Origin of the sequence: Rhodococcus (subgen. Prescottella) equi, from assembly GCF_003013675.1 — a bacterium.
Lineage (GTDB): Bacteria > Actinomycetota > Actinomycetes > Mycobacteriales > Mycobacteriaceae > Prescottella > Prescottella equi.
In genome coordinates this window covers 836,873-854,297 of sequence record NZ_CP027793.1, presented here as the reverse complement: position 1 = coordinate 854,297, position 17,425 = coordinate 836,873, and the positions used below count along the sequence as shown (strand labels likewise).

General features: G+C 66.5%; 16 protein-coding genes. 4 read left to right on the top strand and 12 right to left on the bottom strand.

What is annotated here, in order from left to right:
- Nucleotides 1-16 precede the first annotated feature (16 nt).
- Nucleotides 17-844 (top strand): tyrosine-protein phosphatase, encoded by an 828-nt coding sequence (locus C7H75_RS03980; protein ID WP_084985591.1) that lies wholly within the window; start codon nt 17-19, stop codon nt 842-844.
- A 28-nt stretch (nt 845-872) separates the two neighbouring features.
- Nucleotides 873-1,391: a cytochrome C5 gene (locus tag C7H75_RS03975; RefSeq protein WP_013414894.1), complete on the top strand. Its 519-nt coding sequence runs from the start codon at nt 873-875 to the stop codon at nt 1,389-1,391.
- Here the strand turns inward: C7H75_RS03975 and C7H75_RS03970 are convergent.
- Together C7H75_RS03970 and C7H75_RS03965 are read right to left on the bottom strand one after the other, a co-directional pair.
- Nucleotides 1,388-3,166, bottom strand: coding sequence for an ABC transporter ATP-binding protein (locus C7H75_RS03970; protein WP_106850960.1), 1,779 nt, complete (start codon nt 3,164-3,166; stop codon nt 1,388-1,390). The two genes, C7H75_RS03975 and C7H75_RS03970, sit on opposite strands and share 4 nt — an antisense overlap.
- Complete coding sequence (locus tag C7H75_RS03965; RefSeq protein WP_106850959.1) at nt 3,163-4,860, bottom strand: ABC transporter ATP-binding protein; 1,698 nt, start codon at nt 4,858-4,860, stop codon at nt 3,163-3,165. Before C7H75_RS03965 ends, C7H75_RS03970 begins: the two co-directional genes overlap by 4 nt.
- Nucleotides 4,861-4,995: 135 nt before the next feature.
- Here C7H75_RS03965 and C7H75_RS25860 point away from each other — a divergent pair, with 135 nt between their 5' ends.
- A complete protein-coding gene (locus C7H75_RS25860) occupies nt 4,996-5,169 on the top strand; it encodes a hypothetical protein (RefSeq protein ID WP_005515507.1) in 174 nt (57 codons plus the stop codon).
- A 33-nt stretch (nt 5,170-5,202) separates the two neighbouring features.
- The gene (locus C7H75_RS03960) at nt 5,203-6,732 is read left to right on the top strand and encodes an alpha,alpha-trehalose-phosphate synthase (UDP-forming) (protein ID WP_013414890.1); all 1,530 of its coding nucleotides are present in this window, start codon (nt 5,203-5,205) and stop codon (nt 6,730-6,732) included.
- Nucleotides 6,733-6,803: 71 nt separating this feature from the next.
- On the opposite strand, the gene C7H75_RS03955 is transcribed toward C7H75_RS03960, so the two are convergent.
- The 10 genes from C7H75_RS03955 to C7H75_RS03910 form a co-directional block, all read right to left on the bottom strand.
- Nucleotides 6,804-7,277 carry a mammalian cell entry protein gene (locus C7H75_RS03955; protein ID WP_217627050.1) on the bottom strand — a complete coding sequence of 158 codons (474 nt, stop codon included), beginning with the start codon at nt 7,275-7,277 and terminating at the stop codon, nt 6,804-6,806.
- 29 nt (nt 7,278-7,306) lie between these two features.
- Nucleotides 7,307-7,990 carry an Rv1363c family protein gene (locus C7H75_RS03950; RefSeq protein ID WP_232285930.1) on the bottom strand — a complete coding sequence of 228 codons (684 nt, stop codon included), beginning with the start codon at nt 7,988-7,990 and terminating at the stop codon, nt 7,307-7,309.
- A 101-nt stretch (nt 7,991-8,091) separates the two neighbouring features.
- Complete coding sequence (locus C7H75_RS03945; RefSeq protein WP_005515513.1) at nt 8,092-9,495, bottom strand: MCE family protein; 1,404 nt, start codon at nt 9,493-9,495, stop codon at nt 8,092-8,094.
- A complete protein-coding gene (locus C7H75_RS03940; protein WP_106850957.1) occupies nt 9,492-10,727 on the bottom strand; it encodes an MCE family protein in 1,236 nt (411 codons plus the stop codon). Before C7H75_RS03940 ends, C7H75_RS03945 begins: the two co-directional genes overlap by 4 nt.
- Nucleotides 10,724-12,067, bottom strand: a complete 1,344-nt coding sequence (locus C7H75_RS03935; RefSeq protein WP_005515515.1) for an MCE family protein — start codon at nt 12,065-12,067, stop codon at nt 10,724-10,726. The genes C7H75_RS03940 and C7H75_RS03935 overlap by 4 nt, the downstream gene beginning before the upstream one ends.
- A 32-nt stretch (nt 12,068-12,099) precedes the next feature.
- Complete coding sequence (locus tag C7H75_RS03930) at nt 12,100-13,158, bottom strand: MCE family protein (protein ID WP_013414884.1); 1,059 nt, start codon at nt 13,156-13,158, stop codon at nt 12,100-12,102.
- Nucleotides 13,155-14,174 (bottom strand): MCE family protein, encoded by a 1,020-nt coding sequence (locus tag C7H75_RS03925; protein ID WP_005515517.1) that lies wholly within the window; start codon nt 14,172-14,174, stop codon nt 13,155-13,157. Before C7H75_RS03925 ends, C7H75_RS03930 begins: the two co-directional genes overlap by 4 nt.
- Nucleotide 14,175: 1 nt before the next feature.
- Nucleotides 14,176-15,354: an MCE family protein gene (locus C7H75_RS03920; RefSeq protein WP_005515518.1), complete on the bottom strand. Its 1,179-nt coding sequence runs from the start codon at nt 15,352-15,354 to the stop codon at nt 14,176-14,178.
- A gap of 12 nt (nt 15,355-15,366) precedes the next feature.
- Nucleotides 15,367-16,218, bottom strand: a complete 852-nt coding sequence (locus C7H75_RS03915; RefSeq protein WP_013414883.1) for an MlaE family ABC transporter permease — start codon at nt 16,216-16,218, stop codon at nt 15,367-15,369.
- A 20-nt stretch (nt 16,219-16,238) separates the two neighbouring features.
- Nucleotides 16,239-17,003 (bottom strand): MlaE family ABC transporter permease, encoded by a 765-nt coding sequence (locus tag C7H75_RS03910; protein WP_037084611.1) that lies wholly within the window; start codon nt 17,001-17,003, stop codon nt 16,239-16,241.
- Between the last annotated feature and the right edge of the window lie 422 nt (nt 17,004-17,425).

The window sequence follows — 17,425 nt, the reverse complement described above, 5'->3', positions numbered from 1 at the left end:
GCACCGACGAGGGCCCATGAGATCCACACGCACCGCCTTCAACCGCTTCCTGCTGCTTCTCATCGGCCTGCTGGCGCTCGTCGCACCAGCCGTCACCGCCCCGCTCGCGTCCGCCGATCCCGTCACCCCCACCCCGTTCCGCCTCGAAGGCGCGAAGAACTTCCGCGACATCGGCGGGTACGAGACGTCCGACGGCAGGACCGTCCGCTCCGGGCTGGTTTACCGCGCCAACAAGCTGAGCTCCCTCACCGACGCCGACCTCGCGAAGCTCACCGCCGCGAACGTCACCCTCGACGTCGACCTGCGGAACATGTGGGAGCGCAGGGACGACCCGGACCGGCTCCCCGAGGGCGTCCGCTACCAGGTGGCGGACGTCGTCTCGTTCGAACACGGCATCGCGTTCCACGAGTTCGTGCCACTCACGCTGGGACGTGCGCTGATCGACGCGGCGGTGACCGGCTCCTCGGACATCGGCCAGTCCATCGGCTACCCGTTCATGGTCACCTACCGCGGCGCCGACGTCGCTTTCCGCGACCTGCTGACCGCGATCGCCGGCAACGCCGACGGCGCCACGGTGTTCCACTGCAGCGCGGGCAAGGACCGCACCGGCTGGGGCACCGCCGTGTTGCTCAGCCTGCTCGGTGTCCCGAAGGCCACGGTGTACCACGACTTCCTGGCCAGCAACACGTACCTGGGCCGCGCCGACGCCGTCGAGAAGTCGTGGCTGGACGCCGCATTCGCTCAGGTCGACCGGTTGTACGGTGGGGTCGACAACTACGTGCGAACGGGGCTGGGCGTCGATCAGCAGACCATCGACACCCTGCGGGCGCGACTGCTCGTCTGACCCCGGCATCTTCGAAAGGCCCGGCCCGATGGATTCGATTGCCCGACTGCGGGACGAGATCGCCGGAAGCGGACTGCTCACAGCGCCGCAGGTGGGCGACGGATTCGTCTTCGGCACCGCCCGGGTGGCCGCCGCCGGCACCGAGGTCACCGTCAACGTCGACCCCGAACTCGACGACCGGCCCGTCCCGGACACCGGTGTGCTCCTGGCCGCCGTCGACCGACTCCTGACCGTCACGCCCGAGCAGTGGCTCCGGATCGTCGACTCGGTCGCCGAGGAGATCGAGGAGGCGGTCGGCGATGCGCCGGTCCACGAACCGACCGACCTGCGCGACGACCTGTCGCTGACGTCCACCGTCGTCTTCCACGACGCGCTCCTGCTGTCCTTCGCCGCGCCGAAGCAGTTCCCCGACAGCTGGATCCGGGTACAGCTGGACGAGCAACTCGCGGTCGACGGGGTCTGCATCGACGACAAGGACGACGACGCCGAGGTCGTCGAGTTCGATTCCCTCGACGACCTTCTGGACCACGTTTCCGAGGACCGCTAGGTGGCCGAGACGGCCCGCTCGTCCGCGCCCTGCCACGCCGCCCACAGCTGCGCGTAACGCCCACCCGCCGAAACCAGTTCGGCGGGCGTGCCCTGTTCGACGATCCGGCCCCGTTCGAGCACCACCACGCGGTCGGCGGACGCCGCCTGGGTGAGCCGGTGCGCGACGACCAGCGTCGTCCGGCCCCGGGTGGCAGCGTCCGCGGCGCGCTCGAGTTCGCGGGCACCGGCGCTGCCCGCCTCTGCGGTCGCCTCGTCCAGGATCGCGACGGCAGGGTCGGCCAGCACCAGCCGGGCGAGTGCCAGTTGCTGCGCCTGCGCCGCGGTGAGCGTGTGACCACCCTCGCCGACCACGGTGTCGAGTCCGTCGTCGAGCGCGTTCACCCACGACGACGCGCCGACCGTGTCGAGCGCATCGGTCACCTCCGCGTCGGAGGCGTCCGGGCGCGCAAGGCGCAGGTCCTCGACCAACGGCCCCGCGAACACGTGCACCTCCTGGCTGACGATCGCGACATGTCGGCGCAGCGACCCGGCGCCCAGCTCGCCCAGCGGCACCCCGCCGATCCGCACTGTCCCCGACGTCGGTGGCAGCGATCCGGCTGCGAGAACCGCGAGGGTCGACTTGCCGGCGCCCGTCGATCCGACCAGCGCCACCCGCTCCCCCGGCGCGATGCGCAGGTCGATGCCGTGCAGCACCTCGTGGCCGCTGTCGTAGCTGTGCCGAACATCGGCCAGTTCGAGGGACGCGTCGGCGGGCTCCGCGCCCGTGCCGACGTCCTCCGACTCCGGGATCTCCAGCACGCCGACGAGCCGGGCGAGGCTCGCACCCGCGGACTGCACTTCGTCGAACGTGTACAGCAGCGCACCGATCGGGTTGAACAGACGATGGAACAGCAGCGCCGCCGCCGTCGTCTGGCCGACGGTCACGACGTCCTGCTTCACCAGCGCGAAACCGACCGCGAGAATTACTGCGAGCCCCACGAATTCGGCGCGGTTGCCACGTCCGGCGAAGCGCGTGAACAATCCGAACACGCCCACCGAGAGGTCGCGCGCATCGCCCGAGGCCCGATCGATGTCCGCCAGATGTCGTTCCTCGAGGCCGTACGCGCGGACCGTGCGCACGCCCTGCATGCTGCTGACGAGGGCCTGCGACCGCCGGCCCATCGCCACGCGCTCCTGCGCGTACAGCGGACCCGAGCGGGGCAGGTACCAGCGCAGCGCGAGCACGTACATCGGCAGCGCCACCATGCCCGCCAAGCCCAGCCGCCAGTCGATGCCCACCATCGTCGCCATGCTCAGCGTCACCAACAGCAGCGACGACACCAGGCTCGGGACGACGTCCGCGACGGCCTTGCCGATCACCGCGACGTCGTCGCCGACGCGCGAGAGCAGATCGCCCTTGCCGACCCGTTCGATCGTGGGGATGGGCAGGCGCAGCGCGCGCCCCACCACCTGCTCGCGCAGACCGGCGAGCGCGCCCTCCCCCAGCCTGGCGATGAGATACGACCCGAGTCCGGTGAGCGCGCCCGCGACGATCGCGGCGATCGTGATGACCGCGACCACGCCGACGATCGTCGACGCCGGAGCCCCTTCACGCACCCGGTCGACCAGGACGCCGAACACGTAGACCGGCACCACCGCGGCGCCCGCCGCGATCAGTCCGGCGAGCAGCGTCAGCGCCGCCAGAGCTTTCCGACGGGCGAGCGCGTCGCGCAGCCAGCGCCAACTGTCCGACGCCGACGCGATCGGCAGCAACTGCTGCTCCGGCGCGCTCATCGCAGCACCGCCTTCCGGTAGTTCTCGTCGGACGCGGACAGCCCGGCGTGGGTGCCCTCGGCGACGATGCGGCCGCCGTCCAGGACCACCACGCGGTCGGTCACCGACAGCAGGGCGGGGCTGCTGGTGACGAGGATCGTCGAGTGCGTGCGGGTACCGCCGTGCCGGCTGCCGGCGATGCCGTCGGCGATCGTGTGTTCGGTGACGGCGTCGACCGCGGTGGTCGGATCGTGCAGCACCATGACGGGAGCTTGCGCCGCGAGCGCCCGGGCGAGCGCGACACGCTGGCGCTGCCCACCGGACAGGCTCGCGCCCCGGTCGGTCACTTCGTGCTCGAGGCCCGCAGGATGCGCGTCGACGACGTCGACCGCTGCCGACGCCCGCAGCACGTGCCGCACCGCGTCGTGGTCGGCGTCCGGGGACCCGGCGGTGATGTTGGAGTGGACTGTCCCGGCGAACAGGTCGGTGTGGTGCGGTTCGACCAGCACGGTACGGCGTGCGTGCGGCAGCCCCAGATCCACCAGACCGACGCCGCCCACCCGGATCTCGCCTTCGTACCGATCGGGGGGAATCTGTCCGGACAGGACTTCGGCGAACGCTTCCGCATCCTCCGGCCGATAGGCCACGACGCCCAGCAGTTCCCCCGGCGCGACGGTGAGGTCGACACGGGCCAGCGACCGGTAGGACAGCGCCCGCAGCTCCACGTCGCTCGCGCCCGACGGCTCGGTACCGCCGGCCGGCAGCAGCGGTTCGGCGTCGAGCACCAGCGCCAGCCGGTCCGCCGACGCCCGCGCGTTCGCGTAGAAGCCGGGGACGCGGGACAGCATCCCGAGTGGTTCCACGATGAACTGCGACAGTCCGACGACGGTGATCAGCTCACCGACCGAGATGCGGCCGTCGAGCGCGAACCAGCCCGCGAACCCGGCGACGGACACTGCGAGCAGAGCGCTGACCGTCATCGACACCCCGACGAACACGCCGGTCGCCTTCGCGGCGCGCATCGTCGCGGCCAACGCGTCGCGGCTGACGTCGCGGTAGCGCCGCGCCGCCGTCGCCTCCGCCCCGATCCCGCGCAGCGGGCGCAGGCCGCTCACCAGATCGGTGGCCATCCCGGCCGCCCGTGCGGTGGTCGCCTGCTGCGCCGACGCCCGGCGCGTGATCAGCGGCGCCGCCAACTGCAGCAGACCGAGCATGACGGGTGTGCCGACGAGTACCGCCAGACCCAGTGTCACGTCGATCCACAGCAGCGCGATCGCCGACGCCACCATCGCGGTGAGCGCCGCGGCGACGCGGGGGACGACGTCGAGGATCCAGGCTTCCTTGTCGGCGTCGGACGTCGAGACCGTCAACAGCTCGCCCGCCCGCAGGTCGGTCCGCACGCCGCGGGGGTCGAGGATGCGGCCCGCGACCTCCACCCGGAGTCGGTGTGCCTCCTGCTGCACGGCCAGCACGATGAAGCGCGCTCCGAACCGCCACGCCGACGTGAGCACGACGAAGAGGAGGGCGAGCGCGGACAGCCACACGATCAGAGCTGTGACGTCCCCGGTCTCGACCGCGCGGTCGACGATCACACCGATAGCGATCGGCACCGCCGTCTCGGCGACCTGGTGCAGGCTGACCAGGGCCGTCCCCGCGAGCAGACGCCCCCGGTTCCGTGCCAGCGTGCGGCGCAGAACCGCGGTACCACCTGCCATCAACCCTCCAGCCCTCGACAACAGCGTAGGTAAGTAGACCCTAACCCGGCGGTGAGTGGCGCCGACCGGTGCGGTTCTCATAGAGTCGCACTCAGGAACTACCTGCTAGTGAAGCAGCAAGCCGGAAGGAACAAGATGGCCGCGAAGACGACCGCCGAGAACGACATCGCGGACGAGGACCTCGAACCCGTAGCCGACGAGACCGCTCGACAGGCTCAGCGCGTCGTCGCCGCTTACGCCACGGATGCCGACGAGTGCCGCATGCTGCTCTCGATGCTCGGCATCGGACCGACCGCCAAGCTCGACTGACGCATCACAACCGAGGAAAGAGTAGGGGTATCCGTGGCTGAGCCTTCGGAATTATCGACAAGTTCCGAGGGCGCGACGGGCGCCGACCAGTCCGGCCCCGTACACGGAGGCTCCGACTTCGTCGTGGTCGCCAATCGCCTGCCGGTCGACCTCGAACGACTTCCCGACGGTACGACCCGCTGGAAGCGCAGCCCCGGCGGGCTCGTCACCGCCCTCGAACCGATCCTGCGCAGCAACAAGGGTGCGTGGGTGGGCTGGCCCGGCGTCCCCGACGTCGACCTCGAGCCCATCGTCGAGGACGGTCTCGACCTCTATCCCGTGCCGCTCAGCGGTCAAGAGGTCGCCGACTACTACGAGGGCTTCTCCAACGCCACTCTGTGGCCGCTGTACCACGACGTGATCGTCAAGCCGGAGTACCGACGTGAATGGTGGAACGCCTACGTCGAGGTGAACCGGCGTTTCGCCGAGGCCACCTCGAAGGCCGCCGCGGAGGGCGCCACCGTCTGGATCCAGGACTACCAGCTGCAGCTGGTGCCGAAGATGCTGCGGATGCTCCGCCCCGATCTCACCATCGGGTTCTTCCTGCACATCCCGTTCCCGCCGGTCGAGCTGTTCATGCAGATGCCGTGGCGGCGCGAGATCGTCGAGGGCCTGCTCGGCGCCGACCTCATCGGATTCCATCTCCCCGGCGGCGCCCAGAACTTCATGTTCCTGGCCCGCCGCCTCGCCGGCCAGCAAACCTCCCGGGGCACTGTCGGTGTCCGCTCCAAGCTCGGCGTCGTGCAGGTCGGATTCCGCACCGTCCGCGTCGGCGCCTTCCCGATCTCCATCGATTCCGGCAAGCTCGACGAGCTGTCGCGCCGCAAGTCGATCCGCGACCGCGCCAAGCAGATTCGCAAGGAACTCGGCAACCCGAAGCACATCATGCTCGGCGTCGACCGGCTCGACTACACCAAGGGCATCGACGTGCGCCTCGACGCGCTGTACGAGCTCCTCCAGGAGGGACGCATCGATCCCGCCGACACCGTCATGGTGCAGCTGGCAACGCCCAGCCGCGAGCGTGTCGAGAGCTACGTGCAGATGCGCGGCGCGATCGAGCAGACCGTCAGCCGCATCAACGGCGAGTACGCCGAGGTGGGGCGACCGGTGGTGCACTACATCCACCGCCCCATCGGCCGGGACGAACTGATCGCGTTCTTCGTAGCCTCCGACGTCATGCTCGTGACACCACTGCGCGACGGCATGAACCTGGTCGCCAAGGAGTACGTCGCGTGCCGCAGCGACCTCGGCGGAGCGCTGCTGCTGAGCGAGTTCACCGGCGCCGCAGCCGAACTCCGTCAAGCCTTCCTGTGCAACCCCCACGACCTCGACGACGTCAAGGACAAGATGGAGGAAGCACTGAACCAGGACAAGGAGGCCGGTCGACGCCACATGCGTGCCCTGCGCCGCCAGGTCCTCGCGCACGACGTGGACCGCTGGGCCCGCTCGTTCCTCGACGCACTCTCCCAGCAGGGTGTGGCCGGACCGGCACTGCTGCCCGCGGACGGCGAGTACACCGAGTAGGACCCCGGCACCGACGACAATGGGCTCCCGCGTTGCGCGGGAGCCCATTTCGGTTCGAGGTCAGATCGGGATCAGATCGGGGTCAGCCAGTTGATCAACCAGTCGTCGCCGTCCTTGACCATCTCGACTCGCACACGACTGCCACTGCTGACAGCCTCCGGAGACTCTGAACTCGTGGTGATCTGGTTGAGGTAGAGCAAGGTGACGACGCGGTCCGGGCTCGCCTCGACCACGGACTTGGCCGACGATGTCACCTGGACGTCGATGGCCTTCTCCTTCGCACCTGGAGCGATGGTCTTGTCGACCAGCTCGAGGTACTCGGCCTTGTATCCGTCGGTGAGTCCCTCTGCGGCCGCGTGCAACTGGTCCTGGGCAGTGTTGTGGTTGTACCCGAGCATTGCGACGACCTTGCCGTCGACGATGTCGAGCACCTCGCTGCGCGCCCGCTCGGTCGCGTCGGTCTCGCGCATCCCGCCGGGGCCCCAGTACAGCCAACCAGCCACGCCCGCCAGCACCGCGACGGTGATCGCGACGACGACGGTCAAGATTTTCTGTAGTTGCGTCACATTGCTTTTCACGGCACGAACTCCACATTCGATGCGAGCAGCTTGCCGCCCTCGTCACAGATCACGACGCGCAACCGGAACGACTTGTCCACCGGGGCCTCGTCGGCATTCTTCTGATTGGCCTTCACGGCGACGAGCGACGTCTTGCAGTTGCCGTCCTCGCTCTCGAGGCCCGCCTCGACAACCTCACCGGTCGTGCTCACGTTGAGCTGGGAAACCACGTTCGCGAAGTCCTCGAGACGCGCGTCGAGGTCCGCCCGCAGCGGGCCGGTGGTCCCCTCGAACAGCTTGTCGAGGTCCTCCTTGGCCGAGTCCGAGCGCAACGTACTGATGTTGATCGCAGTGGCGCGGGCGATGTCCACGTACCTTTCCCGTTCCGCGGCCAGGTCGGATGCCTGCTTGCGATCCACGAGGAGAACCGTGATCACGGCGACGAGCGCAATGATCACGATGCCCGCCGACACGCCCAGGACCAACTGTCCCTTCGAACGCTTCCCGAGCGATTCGCTCGGGACAGGATCGGTCTCGGCCGCCGCCGACGACGCCTCGCCCGCGGCGGTGACGCCTGACCCGACGGTAGTCGGCTCAGGTGTCTGGGCCACCGTCCCCTGCGGTGGCACGGTGGTTGCCGGATTCTCCGCCGTCCGGCCCGGTTCCGGCACCGATGGTGTCGTGGTCGCCGGTGTGGTCACTTGAGAACTCGTCGGCTCGGCCCCGGAGGGACCCGCCGGACGCGAAGCGCGCCGGCGGCTCTGCCGCCCGCCGACCTCGCGTTCAGCAGCCTTGTCGATCGTCATCGCCCTTGCTGGCCCTTCATCAGATCCTCCAACGACTGACTCGCATTGCCACCGAGATTCGGCTGCGAGTAGGTCCTTCCGTCGGGGCCGATGTACGTGCCCGTCACCGGATCGTACCGGCGGGCGGCCGTCGTGGCACCTGTCGAAACAGGGCCGGCAGCCGGCTTGTCGGTAGTGGATGCCACGGGCTGCGGCGGCCCCTGCCAGGGGTTGGTGCCCAATGGCACGTATCCATTACGGCAGGCCTCCGGGGTGGGCGCCCGGCGACCTGGGTACTCCATACAAGGCAGGTTCCGGGCACCACGAATTGCGTTCGGGTCGGATTGATCGATCTTGCAGAACAGGTCGCCGGGAGTGTCTGCTGGGCTCTCGTCGGCTGGGCTGCGCCACTGATCTGCCGGAAGGAAGCCCGTCGTGCACGGCGGCGGGTCGTTCAGTTGGAGATGAAAGTCGACAAGGGCGCCGTCATTCGGATTGCCACCTCCCGCAGACGTTGCCAGGGCCGCCGTCAACGGGGGGTACAGGACGAGAATCTGTTCGATGCCCGCGTTGTAGATGACACCGACCTCTCCGACACTGACGAGATTAGCGAGCAGGAGCGGCAACGTCGGCTGGAGCTCCTGCAGAAGCTGGTTGGCCTCCTGCGCCGCTCCCGGCCCCTTCTCGATCACGGCCCGCAGATCCCGATCGCTCGTGCGGAGCTGGTTCGTGAACGTCACCAGATCCTTTGTCCACGAACGAATCGCATCGCTACTCACCACCTGCGTGTCCAGCAACGGACCGGCCTGTTCGATGAGCGTCTTGGTGGCGTCGCTGTTCTTGTTCGCCTCCTCGACGAACAACCGGGCGGAGTCGATCAGACGCTGCAGGTCGGGTCCGGAACCGTTGAACGCCTTGAACGACTCGTCGATCACCGTCCGGAGCCTGGTGTCCGAGATGCTCGCCAACAATACGTCGGCTTGGTCCAGCATCACGCCGACATCCTGCGGCACGCTGGTGCGGCTGACGGGGATGACGTCCCCGCCCGCAAGTTGATTGCTACTGCTGGAGTCCTCCGGCGGGACCAGATCGACGAACTGCTCACCGACCGCAGAGACGCTCCTGACGTCGGCGTTGACGTTCGCCGGAATGTCATAGGCGGAGTCGACGTTGAGCACCGCCTCGACTCCACTGTCCGATAGCCTGACTTCCTCGACCTTACCGACGGTTGTTCCGCGGAAGGTGACGTTCGCATTGCGGTACAGACCGCCGGTCGAGGGAAGCTCCACGGTCACCTTGTACCGCCCGATACCGGCCATGTCCTGCAGCCGCACGTACTGGGTGGCCATCACGACCAGACCGATCACGGTCAGGATCGAGAAGATCACCAATTGAATCTTGACGAACTTCGAGAGCATCATGGTGCCGGCTCCCCCAACGGTAGACCTGGAATGTTGATCGGAGGCAAGCCCGGAATCTGAATTCCGCCCGCCCCAGGCGCATCCGGCGCCTCGGATTCGGCGGGTTCGGCAGGCGGTTGCAGCGGCCCGCGGAGCGGGTCCTGCGCCTGTCCGGCGACACCCGCGGCGGTGGCGAGAATGCCCTCGGGACCGCCGAGACGGCCCGCCATCGGGGTTCGGAACAAAAAGTTCCGCTCGAGACGCGGGGCCGTTAGATCGATGGTCATCGCGAGATTCGTGTAGTCACCACGGATGACGTTGTTGAGTCCGGCCTGCGGGAACGGGAAGGTCAGCAGAACTCCGAGAACCCCGGTCAAATTCTCCCCGGAGTTGGCGAGCGCAGCCAGTGTCGGGACGAGTGCGCGGACATTCGTCGCGAAGTCGTCGCCGCTCTTCTCGATCAGACGGTTCGCGACGTCGCTGAGCTGGCCGAGCGACACCAATGCGTTCGTGATGTCCTGCCGCTGATCGACCAGTACCTCGAGCGCCGGCGGGATCTCGTCCAGCGCTTTCGAGATGGTGTCGGTCTGCTTTGCTGCGGTACCCGCCAGACGGTTGATCCCCTCCATCGCCGACACTATCTCGTTGCGCTGGCGGTCGAGACTGCCGACCAAGGTATCCAACTGCGGCAATAGGTCTCGCACTGAATCCTCACGACCGTCCAGTGCCTTGTTCAGTTCCGACGTGATGTCCTGCAGCTGCGCCAGCCCACCACCATTGAGCACCACGGACAGAGACGACAAGGTCTGCTCTGTGGTCGGGTACACACCCGCGCGCTCGAGCGGGATCACGTCGCCGTCGGCAAGCTTGCCCTTCGGCGCCTCCCCGGCAGGGGGAGCCAACTCCAGATGAGCCGAGCCGAGCAGGCTGGTCTGGCCGATCTTCGCGGTCGAGTTCGCCGGAAGATCGACGTCCCCGTTGAGAGACGCGGTGACCAGCGCGTGCCAGCCCTGAACCTCGATCTTCGAGACACTGCCAACCGTCACGTCCCCCACACGGACCGGCGAATTCTGGGTCAGCGTAGTCACGTTCGGCATCTGGATCTCGACCTCGTAAGCGCCGTCGCCGCGGCCTTGTGTTCCGGGCAACGGCACCGAGTTGAGGCCCGACCACTCACATCCGGACAGAACGAGCGTCGCGGCGAGCAAGCTCGCCGTGAGACCGGCCCGGCGTGTGGTAGAGAACGTGTTCATCGTCCACCTCCCGGCTGCATCAGCCCGGTCAGATCCTTCGGCACCGTCGCGGTGGGCGCCATGTCCAACGGACTCTTCACATCCGCAGCAACGCCTGCACCGGTAGGGAGGCCGGGTTCCGTCGACTGAATGTCCCCGGGAGCAGCGAACTCACCGGTGGCTGGGTTCGTCAGGATCGGCGGGTAGTTCATCGTCATCGACTCCAACACCGGACCCAACTGCTGCTTGCACAAATCCGCGGTCCGCTCCGAGGTGGAAGTAGCAGCGGCCTCCACCGCACCACAGACCCACGCGATCGGGTTACGGAAGTTGCTGAAGGCAATCGCGCCGGTCAGGCTTCCCTGCTGCGGCTTGTAGATTTGGTAGAAGTTCGCGAGCGAAGTCGGGCCGGAATGAAGCACCCGCTCGATCTCGGGACGCTTGTCCGCCAGAACCTGCGTCGCATCGGCGAGGCGCTGCACGGACTCGGACAGCCCGTCACGGTTGTCCGCGACGAAGCGTTGCACGTCGCCCACCGCCAGGTTGAGATCGCTGAGTGCGGTTCCCAGCTCGTCGGAGCTTGTCGCGAGGAGGTCCGACACCGACGCGAGCCGGCCACCGAACTGGACGATCTGCTGGTTGCTCGAGGACAGCGCAGACACGAACGCCTGCAGGTTTCGGATGGTCGAGAACAGATCGGTGCGGCCCTCGGACAGCGTGTGCATAGTGTCTGACAGTTGACGCAGCGTCCGCCGCAGCGCGTCTCCGTTCCCGTCCAGGTTCGCGCCGGCCGTGTCGATGAACCGAGCCAGCGATCCCTGGTCGTCGAGCCCCTCCGGCCCGAGTGCCGTGGAGAGTTTCGTCAACTCAGTCTTGATCTCGTCCCACTCCACCGGAACGGCGGTGCGATCGATCGAAATGGTTGCACCGTCTGCCATTTCGTCACCTCCGTCGTACACGGGCGTCAACTGGACGAACCGCGACGACACCAGGTTCTGGGCGACGATCACAGCTTTCGCATCAGCGGGTATACGCACGTCGTCGTCGACGTACATGGTCACCTTGGCGTCGTTCTCGCCGGGCTCGATCTTCTCGACCGTGCCGACATTGACCCCGAGTACCCGGACATCGTCGCCCTCGTAAAGACCCGTCGTGGAGACGAAGTGTGCATACACGGTGTTCTTCCCGAGCCCCGGGAGCAAGAAGACAGCAGCACCGAGCCCGACTGCGGCCACGAGCGCGATCACGAGACCTGGCACCAACCACTTGCGCCACGCTGGCCGCTCGGCCTTCGTGTCCTCGATCGATTCCGTCGGCGGCGTGGACTCCGTCGAGGCATTCACGTCGTCGTCCTCGGCCATTGTCGATTCCGAAGGTCCTGTCGAGTCGTAGATCATTGCCCCGGCTCCCTCGTGTACGGCTTGGATTCAGGGATCAGATCCTGCAGGTCCTGGGGCAACTGGTCGGGTGCGAGCCCGGCGTCGAGCGCGGTCTTCCACCACATGCTCGGCAGGATGTTGGATACGTACGCCTTGAAGTACGGTCCACTGGCAACGGTTTCACCCAGTGCGCCGATGTAGGGGCCCAGGCCGTCGAGGGCGTCCGCGATGTTCTGCTTGTTGCGCTGGAGAACTGCCACAGCCTGGTTCAGGTTGTCGAGCGTGGGCCCCATCTGCGCCTGATTCTCCTGGACCAGACCGGACAACTGACGTGAGACCGCGGACGTGTTGACGATCAATTCGTTGATCGCGTCCCGGCGGCGTTCCAGCTCACCGAACAGCTCGTTGCCGTCGACGATCAACGAGTTGATCTGATCGCTGCGGTCGGATAGCACCTTGGTGACGCCCTCGGCGCGCTTCAACAGCTCGAGCAGACTCTCGTCCCGCTCGTTGATGCTCTTCGAAAGGCGCGAGACGCCGTCGAGCGCCGCCCGGAGTTCGGGCGGGGTGTCCTGCAGCGCACCGGAGACCGCGTCGAGAGACTTGTCGAGCTGATCGGTGTCCAGCTCCGAGATCGAGCTCCCGAGGTCGCCGAGCGCATCGGTGAGCGAGTACGGCGAGTTGGTGCGCTCGATCGGAATCGTCTCACCCACGCGCAGGGTTCCCGAACCCTCGGGCGCCACCGCGAGCGACTTCTTGCCGAGCACCGTATTGGTCTTGATGTCGGCGCCGGTGGCGTCGCCCAGCACGATGCCCTCCGAGACCGTGAAGGTCACGAGTACCTGCTGTCCGTCCAGTTCGACCTTGTCGACCTTGCCGACGTCGACGCCGGCGACGGTGACATTGTCCCCGACGGTCAGACCGCCCGCTTCCGAGAAGGCTGCCGAGTACCGCACTCCACCGGAGAGGAACTGGAGTTGGTCGTACTGCAGTGTCGCCAGCACGACCGCAGCGGAAACCGCCACGCCGATGACGCCGATCCGCACCAGATTTCGTTCACGATGTGGGCTCATTCGACTTTTGCACACCTCCCCGTGGTCTGTTCCGCCGTAGGCAGAACAACCGTCGATCCGTCGGACGCGGTGAACTTGAAGGTGTTCTGGCACAGGAAGAACTGGAAGAAGTCACCGTAGGAACCGACCCGGATCAGCTTCTTGTAGTCCGTCGGCAGGCGGGACAGGGACTTGTCGATGTCGTCCTGGCCGAGGACCAGCTGATTCGCCGTCCGGTTCGTCTGCTCGATCATGGCCTGGATATCCGGGCGGGTGCCCTGCAACAGACTTGCGAGCGAGCCTGTCGCGTCAGCGATCTGAGGAATCGCCTCACCGATCGGGCCACGATCCTGCGCGAGCCCGCTCACGAGCTGCTGCAGCTGGTCGACTGTGGTCGAGAACTGATCGCCCTTGTCGTTGATCGTGCCCAGAACCGTGTTCAGGTTCGTGATCACCTCACCGATCAGCTGATCCCGATCGGCGAGCGTGTTCGTGAAGGAACTGGTACTGCCGAGCAGCGAGACGAGTGTTCCACCCTGACCTTGGAACACCTGAAGCAGCGCGGCCGAGAGGTCGTTGACCTGCTTCGGATCGAGGCCGCGCAGCAACGGCTTGAACCCTCCGAGAAGAAGATCGAGATCCAGGGCCGGCGCAGTCTGCTCGAGAGGGATAGCCCCACCGGCACGCAGCGGCTCCACCGAGCCCTGCCCCTCGAGCAACTCGAGGTACCGGTCGCCGACGAGGTTCTCGTAGCGCACCGTCGCCTTGGTGCTCGAGAGCAGGGTGTACTGCGAGTCGACCGAGAACTTGATCTCGGCGTGGTTGTCGTCGTCGACATCGACGGACTTCACCGATCCCACAGGTACGCCGGCAATTCGAACCTTGTCTCCGGACTTGAGCCCGGAGGCATCGGCGAACGTTGCGTGGTAGCCGTCCGAGCTGCTGAATCTGAACTGGCTGAACACGATTGCGAGACCCGCGAAGATCAACGCCATCACGGTGGCGAAGATCAGGAGCTTGACTGTTGTGGCTCTCATGTCACTGATCCGCCTCGGTGTAGCCGTCGAACAGGAACCGGAAGAGAGTCGGTACCGAAAGGCTTGCCTGTTCGCTCGGGACGTAAGGGCTGGGCGCGGTGTTCGCAACGACGAACGGAGCATTTCCGTCACGCTTCGGGTCGAAGCCCGGCAGCCCGTAGCAGTTCGGCCCGCCGGACGCCGCGACGCGCGGCAGTTCCTCCGGCGCCTCGTACGCCTTCGCTCCCAGCAGGAAGTTGGTGCTGAGCATGAGCGACGCGTACTTGCCGGTACCCGTCATCGGCTCGAACTTGATTCGAGCCTGGTTCAGGCCGGTGATGAAACACGTCAGCTCGGGCGAATACTCGCCCAGTAGCGTCGTCGTATGGGTGAGCGAATCGAGCGCGGCCTCCGCGTTGGCCTCGTTCTCCCGAAGCACAGCGTTGCCCGTGTTCGCGAGCCCGGTGACATTCATCAGCAAGAGATCGAGGTTCGCTTGCTCCTCGACGATCGATCCACTTGTACCGGTCGCGTTCTCGACAACCTTCAGCAGATCCTGTGCGGTGTCCGCGTAGATGTTCGAGACTTCTGCGGTTGCTCGGACGTCGTACTCCAACTGAGGCAGAGTCGGATTCATCGTCTTCAAGTACTGGTCGCCCTGTTCGAGCAGGATGCCGAGATCTTCGCCGCGGCCTCGCAGAGCGGAGGACAGTGCACCCAGCGTCGCATTGAGCTTCTCGGGCTGCACCTGATCGAGGACTTCAGTGAGGTGCTGGAACAGCGTGTTGAACTCGACGGTCACGCTGTCGGCACTGATCACGGTGCCGGGCTGCAGCGACTGCGGCGACGGGTCCTCAGGTACGACGAAGTTGACGAACTTGGCACCGAAGACCGTTGTCGAATCGATTTCGACGGTGGCGTTGGCAGGGATCTTCGACATCATCGACGGGTCCATGTCGAGCTGCAGCTCTGCGCCGTCACCCGTGTAGGACACGGAACCGACCTTGCCTACCTGCACCCCACGCATCTTCACCTTGGCGTCAGGATCCATCACGAGACCCGAACGTGGAGCCGTCACCAGAACGGACTCACTCTTCGTGAATCCACCGACGAACATCGTCAGTGCCACCACGACGATCGCGACGAGGCTCAGCACCATCACGGCCGCCGCGAGTTTCGTCTTCCACCTTGCTTCGGGCATCGTTCCTCCGCCTTATCCCGAAAGGTTGAAGTTGCCGGACTGGCCGTAGATGGCCAGCGAGATCAACAGGGTCACTGTCACGACTGCAATGAGCGAGGCCCGGACAGCGTTGCCGACCGCCACGCCCACACCCACCGGTCCGCCACTCGCGTTGAAGCCGTAGTAGGTGTGGATGAGCATGACGGCCAACGCCATGGCGATGGCCTGGGCGAACGACCACAGGATGTCCGTAGGGTTCAGGAAGGTCGAGAAGTAGTGGTCGTAGACACCGGGTGACTGGTCGTAGAGGAACACCGTCGCGAACCGGCTGGCCACGAACGACGCGATCACGGCGAGCGAGTACAGCGGGACGATGGCGATCATGCCGGCCATCACGCGGGTCGACACCAGATACGGAACCGACGGGATCGCCATCGACTCGAGCGCGTCGATCTCCTCGGAAACACGCATCGCACCGAGCTGCGCGGTCGAGCCCGCGCCGATGGTGGCCGCCAGTCCGATACCAGCGATGACCGGTGCGGCGATACGCACGTTGATGAACGCGGCGAAGAAGCCCGTGAGTGCCTCGACACCGATGTTTCCGAGCGAGCTGAAGCCCTGGACGGCGATAGTGCCACCGGTGAACAGCGTCAGGAACCCGACGATGACCACGGTGCCGCCGATGACCGCGAGTGCGCCGGTGCCCATGCTGATCTCGGCGATCAGTCGCAGCACTTCCTTCTTGTAGTGCACGAGCGCGCGCGGCGCCCACACGAGCGCGCGCCAGAAGAACAACGCCTGCTCTCCAACGCGGTCCACCGAGCGCGATGTGCGCGCGATGCGCCGTCGAGTGCGGACGAAACGTCCCGATGCCACCAGAGCCATCTACTTCACCACCCTGTCGCTCACCCGGACGTCAACTTGATGCCGACAGCGGTGACGAGAACGTTGACCACGAACAGCGCCATGAACGAGAACACGACGGTCTGGTTGACGGCGTCACCGACACTCTTCGCTCCACCGCGAACGTTCATGCCGAGATACGCGGCCATGAGTCCCGCGATCATGCCGAACAATCCAGCCTTGAGCATCGAGATCATCAGTTCGCCGAAACCGGTGAGGAGCGTGATGCCGTTGACGAACGCACCCGGGTTGACGTCCTGGACGTACACCGAGAAGAGGAAGCCGCCGAGGATGCCGATCGTGCAGACGAGACCGTTGAGCAGCAGGGCGACGACGGTCGACGCGAGCACACGGGGCACCACGAGGCGGTGGATCGGATTGATGCCCAGCACGCGCATGGCGTCGATCTCTTCGCGAATGGTTCGGGCCGCGAGATCCGCGCAGATCGCGGTGGCGCCGGCACCCGCGACGATGAGCACCGTGACGATGGGGCCGACCTGTGTGACGGCGCCGAGAGCGGCACCGGCCCCACTGAGGTCGGCCGCGCCGATCTCCCGCAACAGGATGTTGATCGTGAAGCTCACCAGAACGGTGAACGGGATCGCGACGAGCACCGTCGGAACCATCGAGACCCGCGCGACGAACCACGCCTGATCGACGAACTCGCGCCGCTGGAACGGGCGCGAGAAGACCGCGCGCAGCGTGTCCGCCGACATCGCGAAGAATCCGCCTGCCGCCCGCAGGGGTACCTCGAGGAGGTCGACCACGTTTCCCTCCTCACAAATCCTTGTCATGGACGTTCGATGCGTGGCCGCGAGCACTCGCGACACGACGCACCCCCCAGGGCGTCCGAACAGGACAAACGCTCTGTGACCCAGGTCATATTAACTAGAACGTGTTCACCTGTCAAAGATTTCGACGGCACGTCCTGAAACCGACCGCAAGCAAGGGCCGGAGTCGGCCGGGAGTCCACGCAGAAGCGGCCGGGCGACACCGAGAGCGGGACGGACCGCGCGCTCTCGCACGCTCACCGAGGGTGGACGATCACCCGCATTCAGCTGCGCAGACGCGCGAAGTTTCGTCGACGGACACGAGTTGGGCGCGAAGGTCGAAGGCGCCCGCGCCGGCACCGACGATGAATGACCGACCGCAGCGCCTCGGCAGCCTCGGTTATCGTTCCGAGATCTCG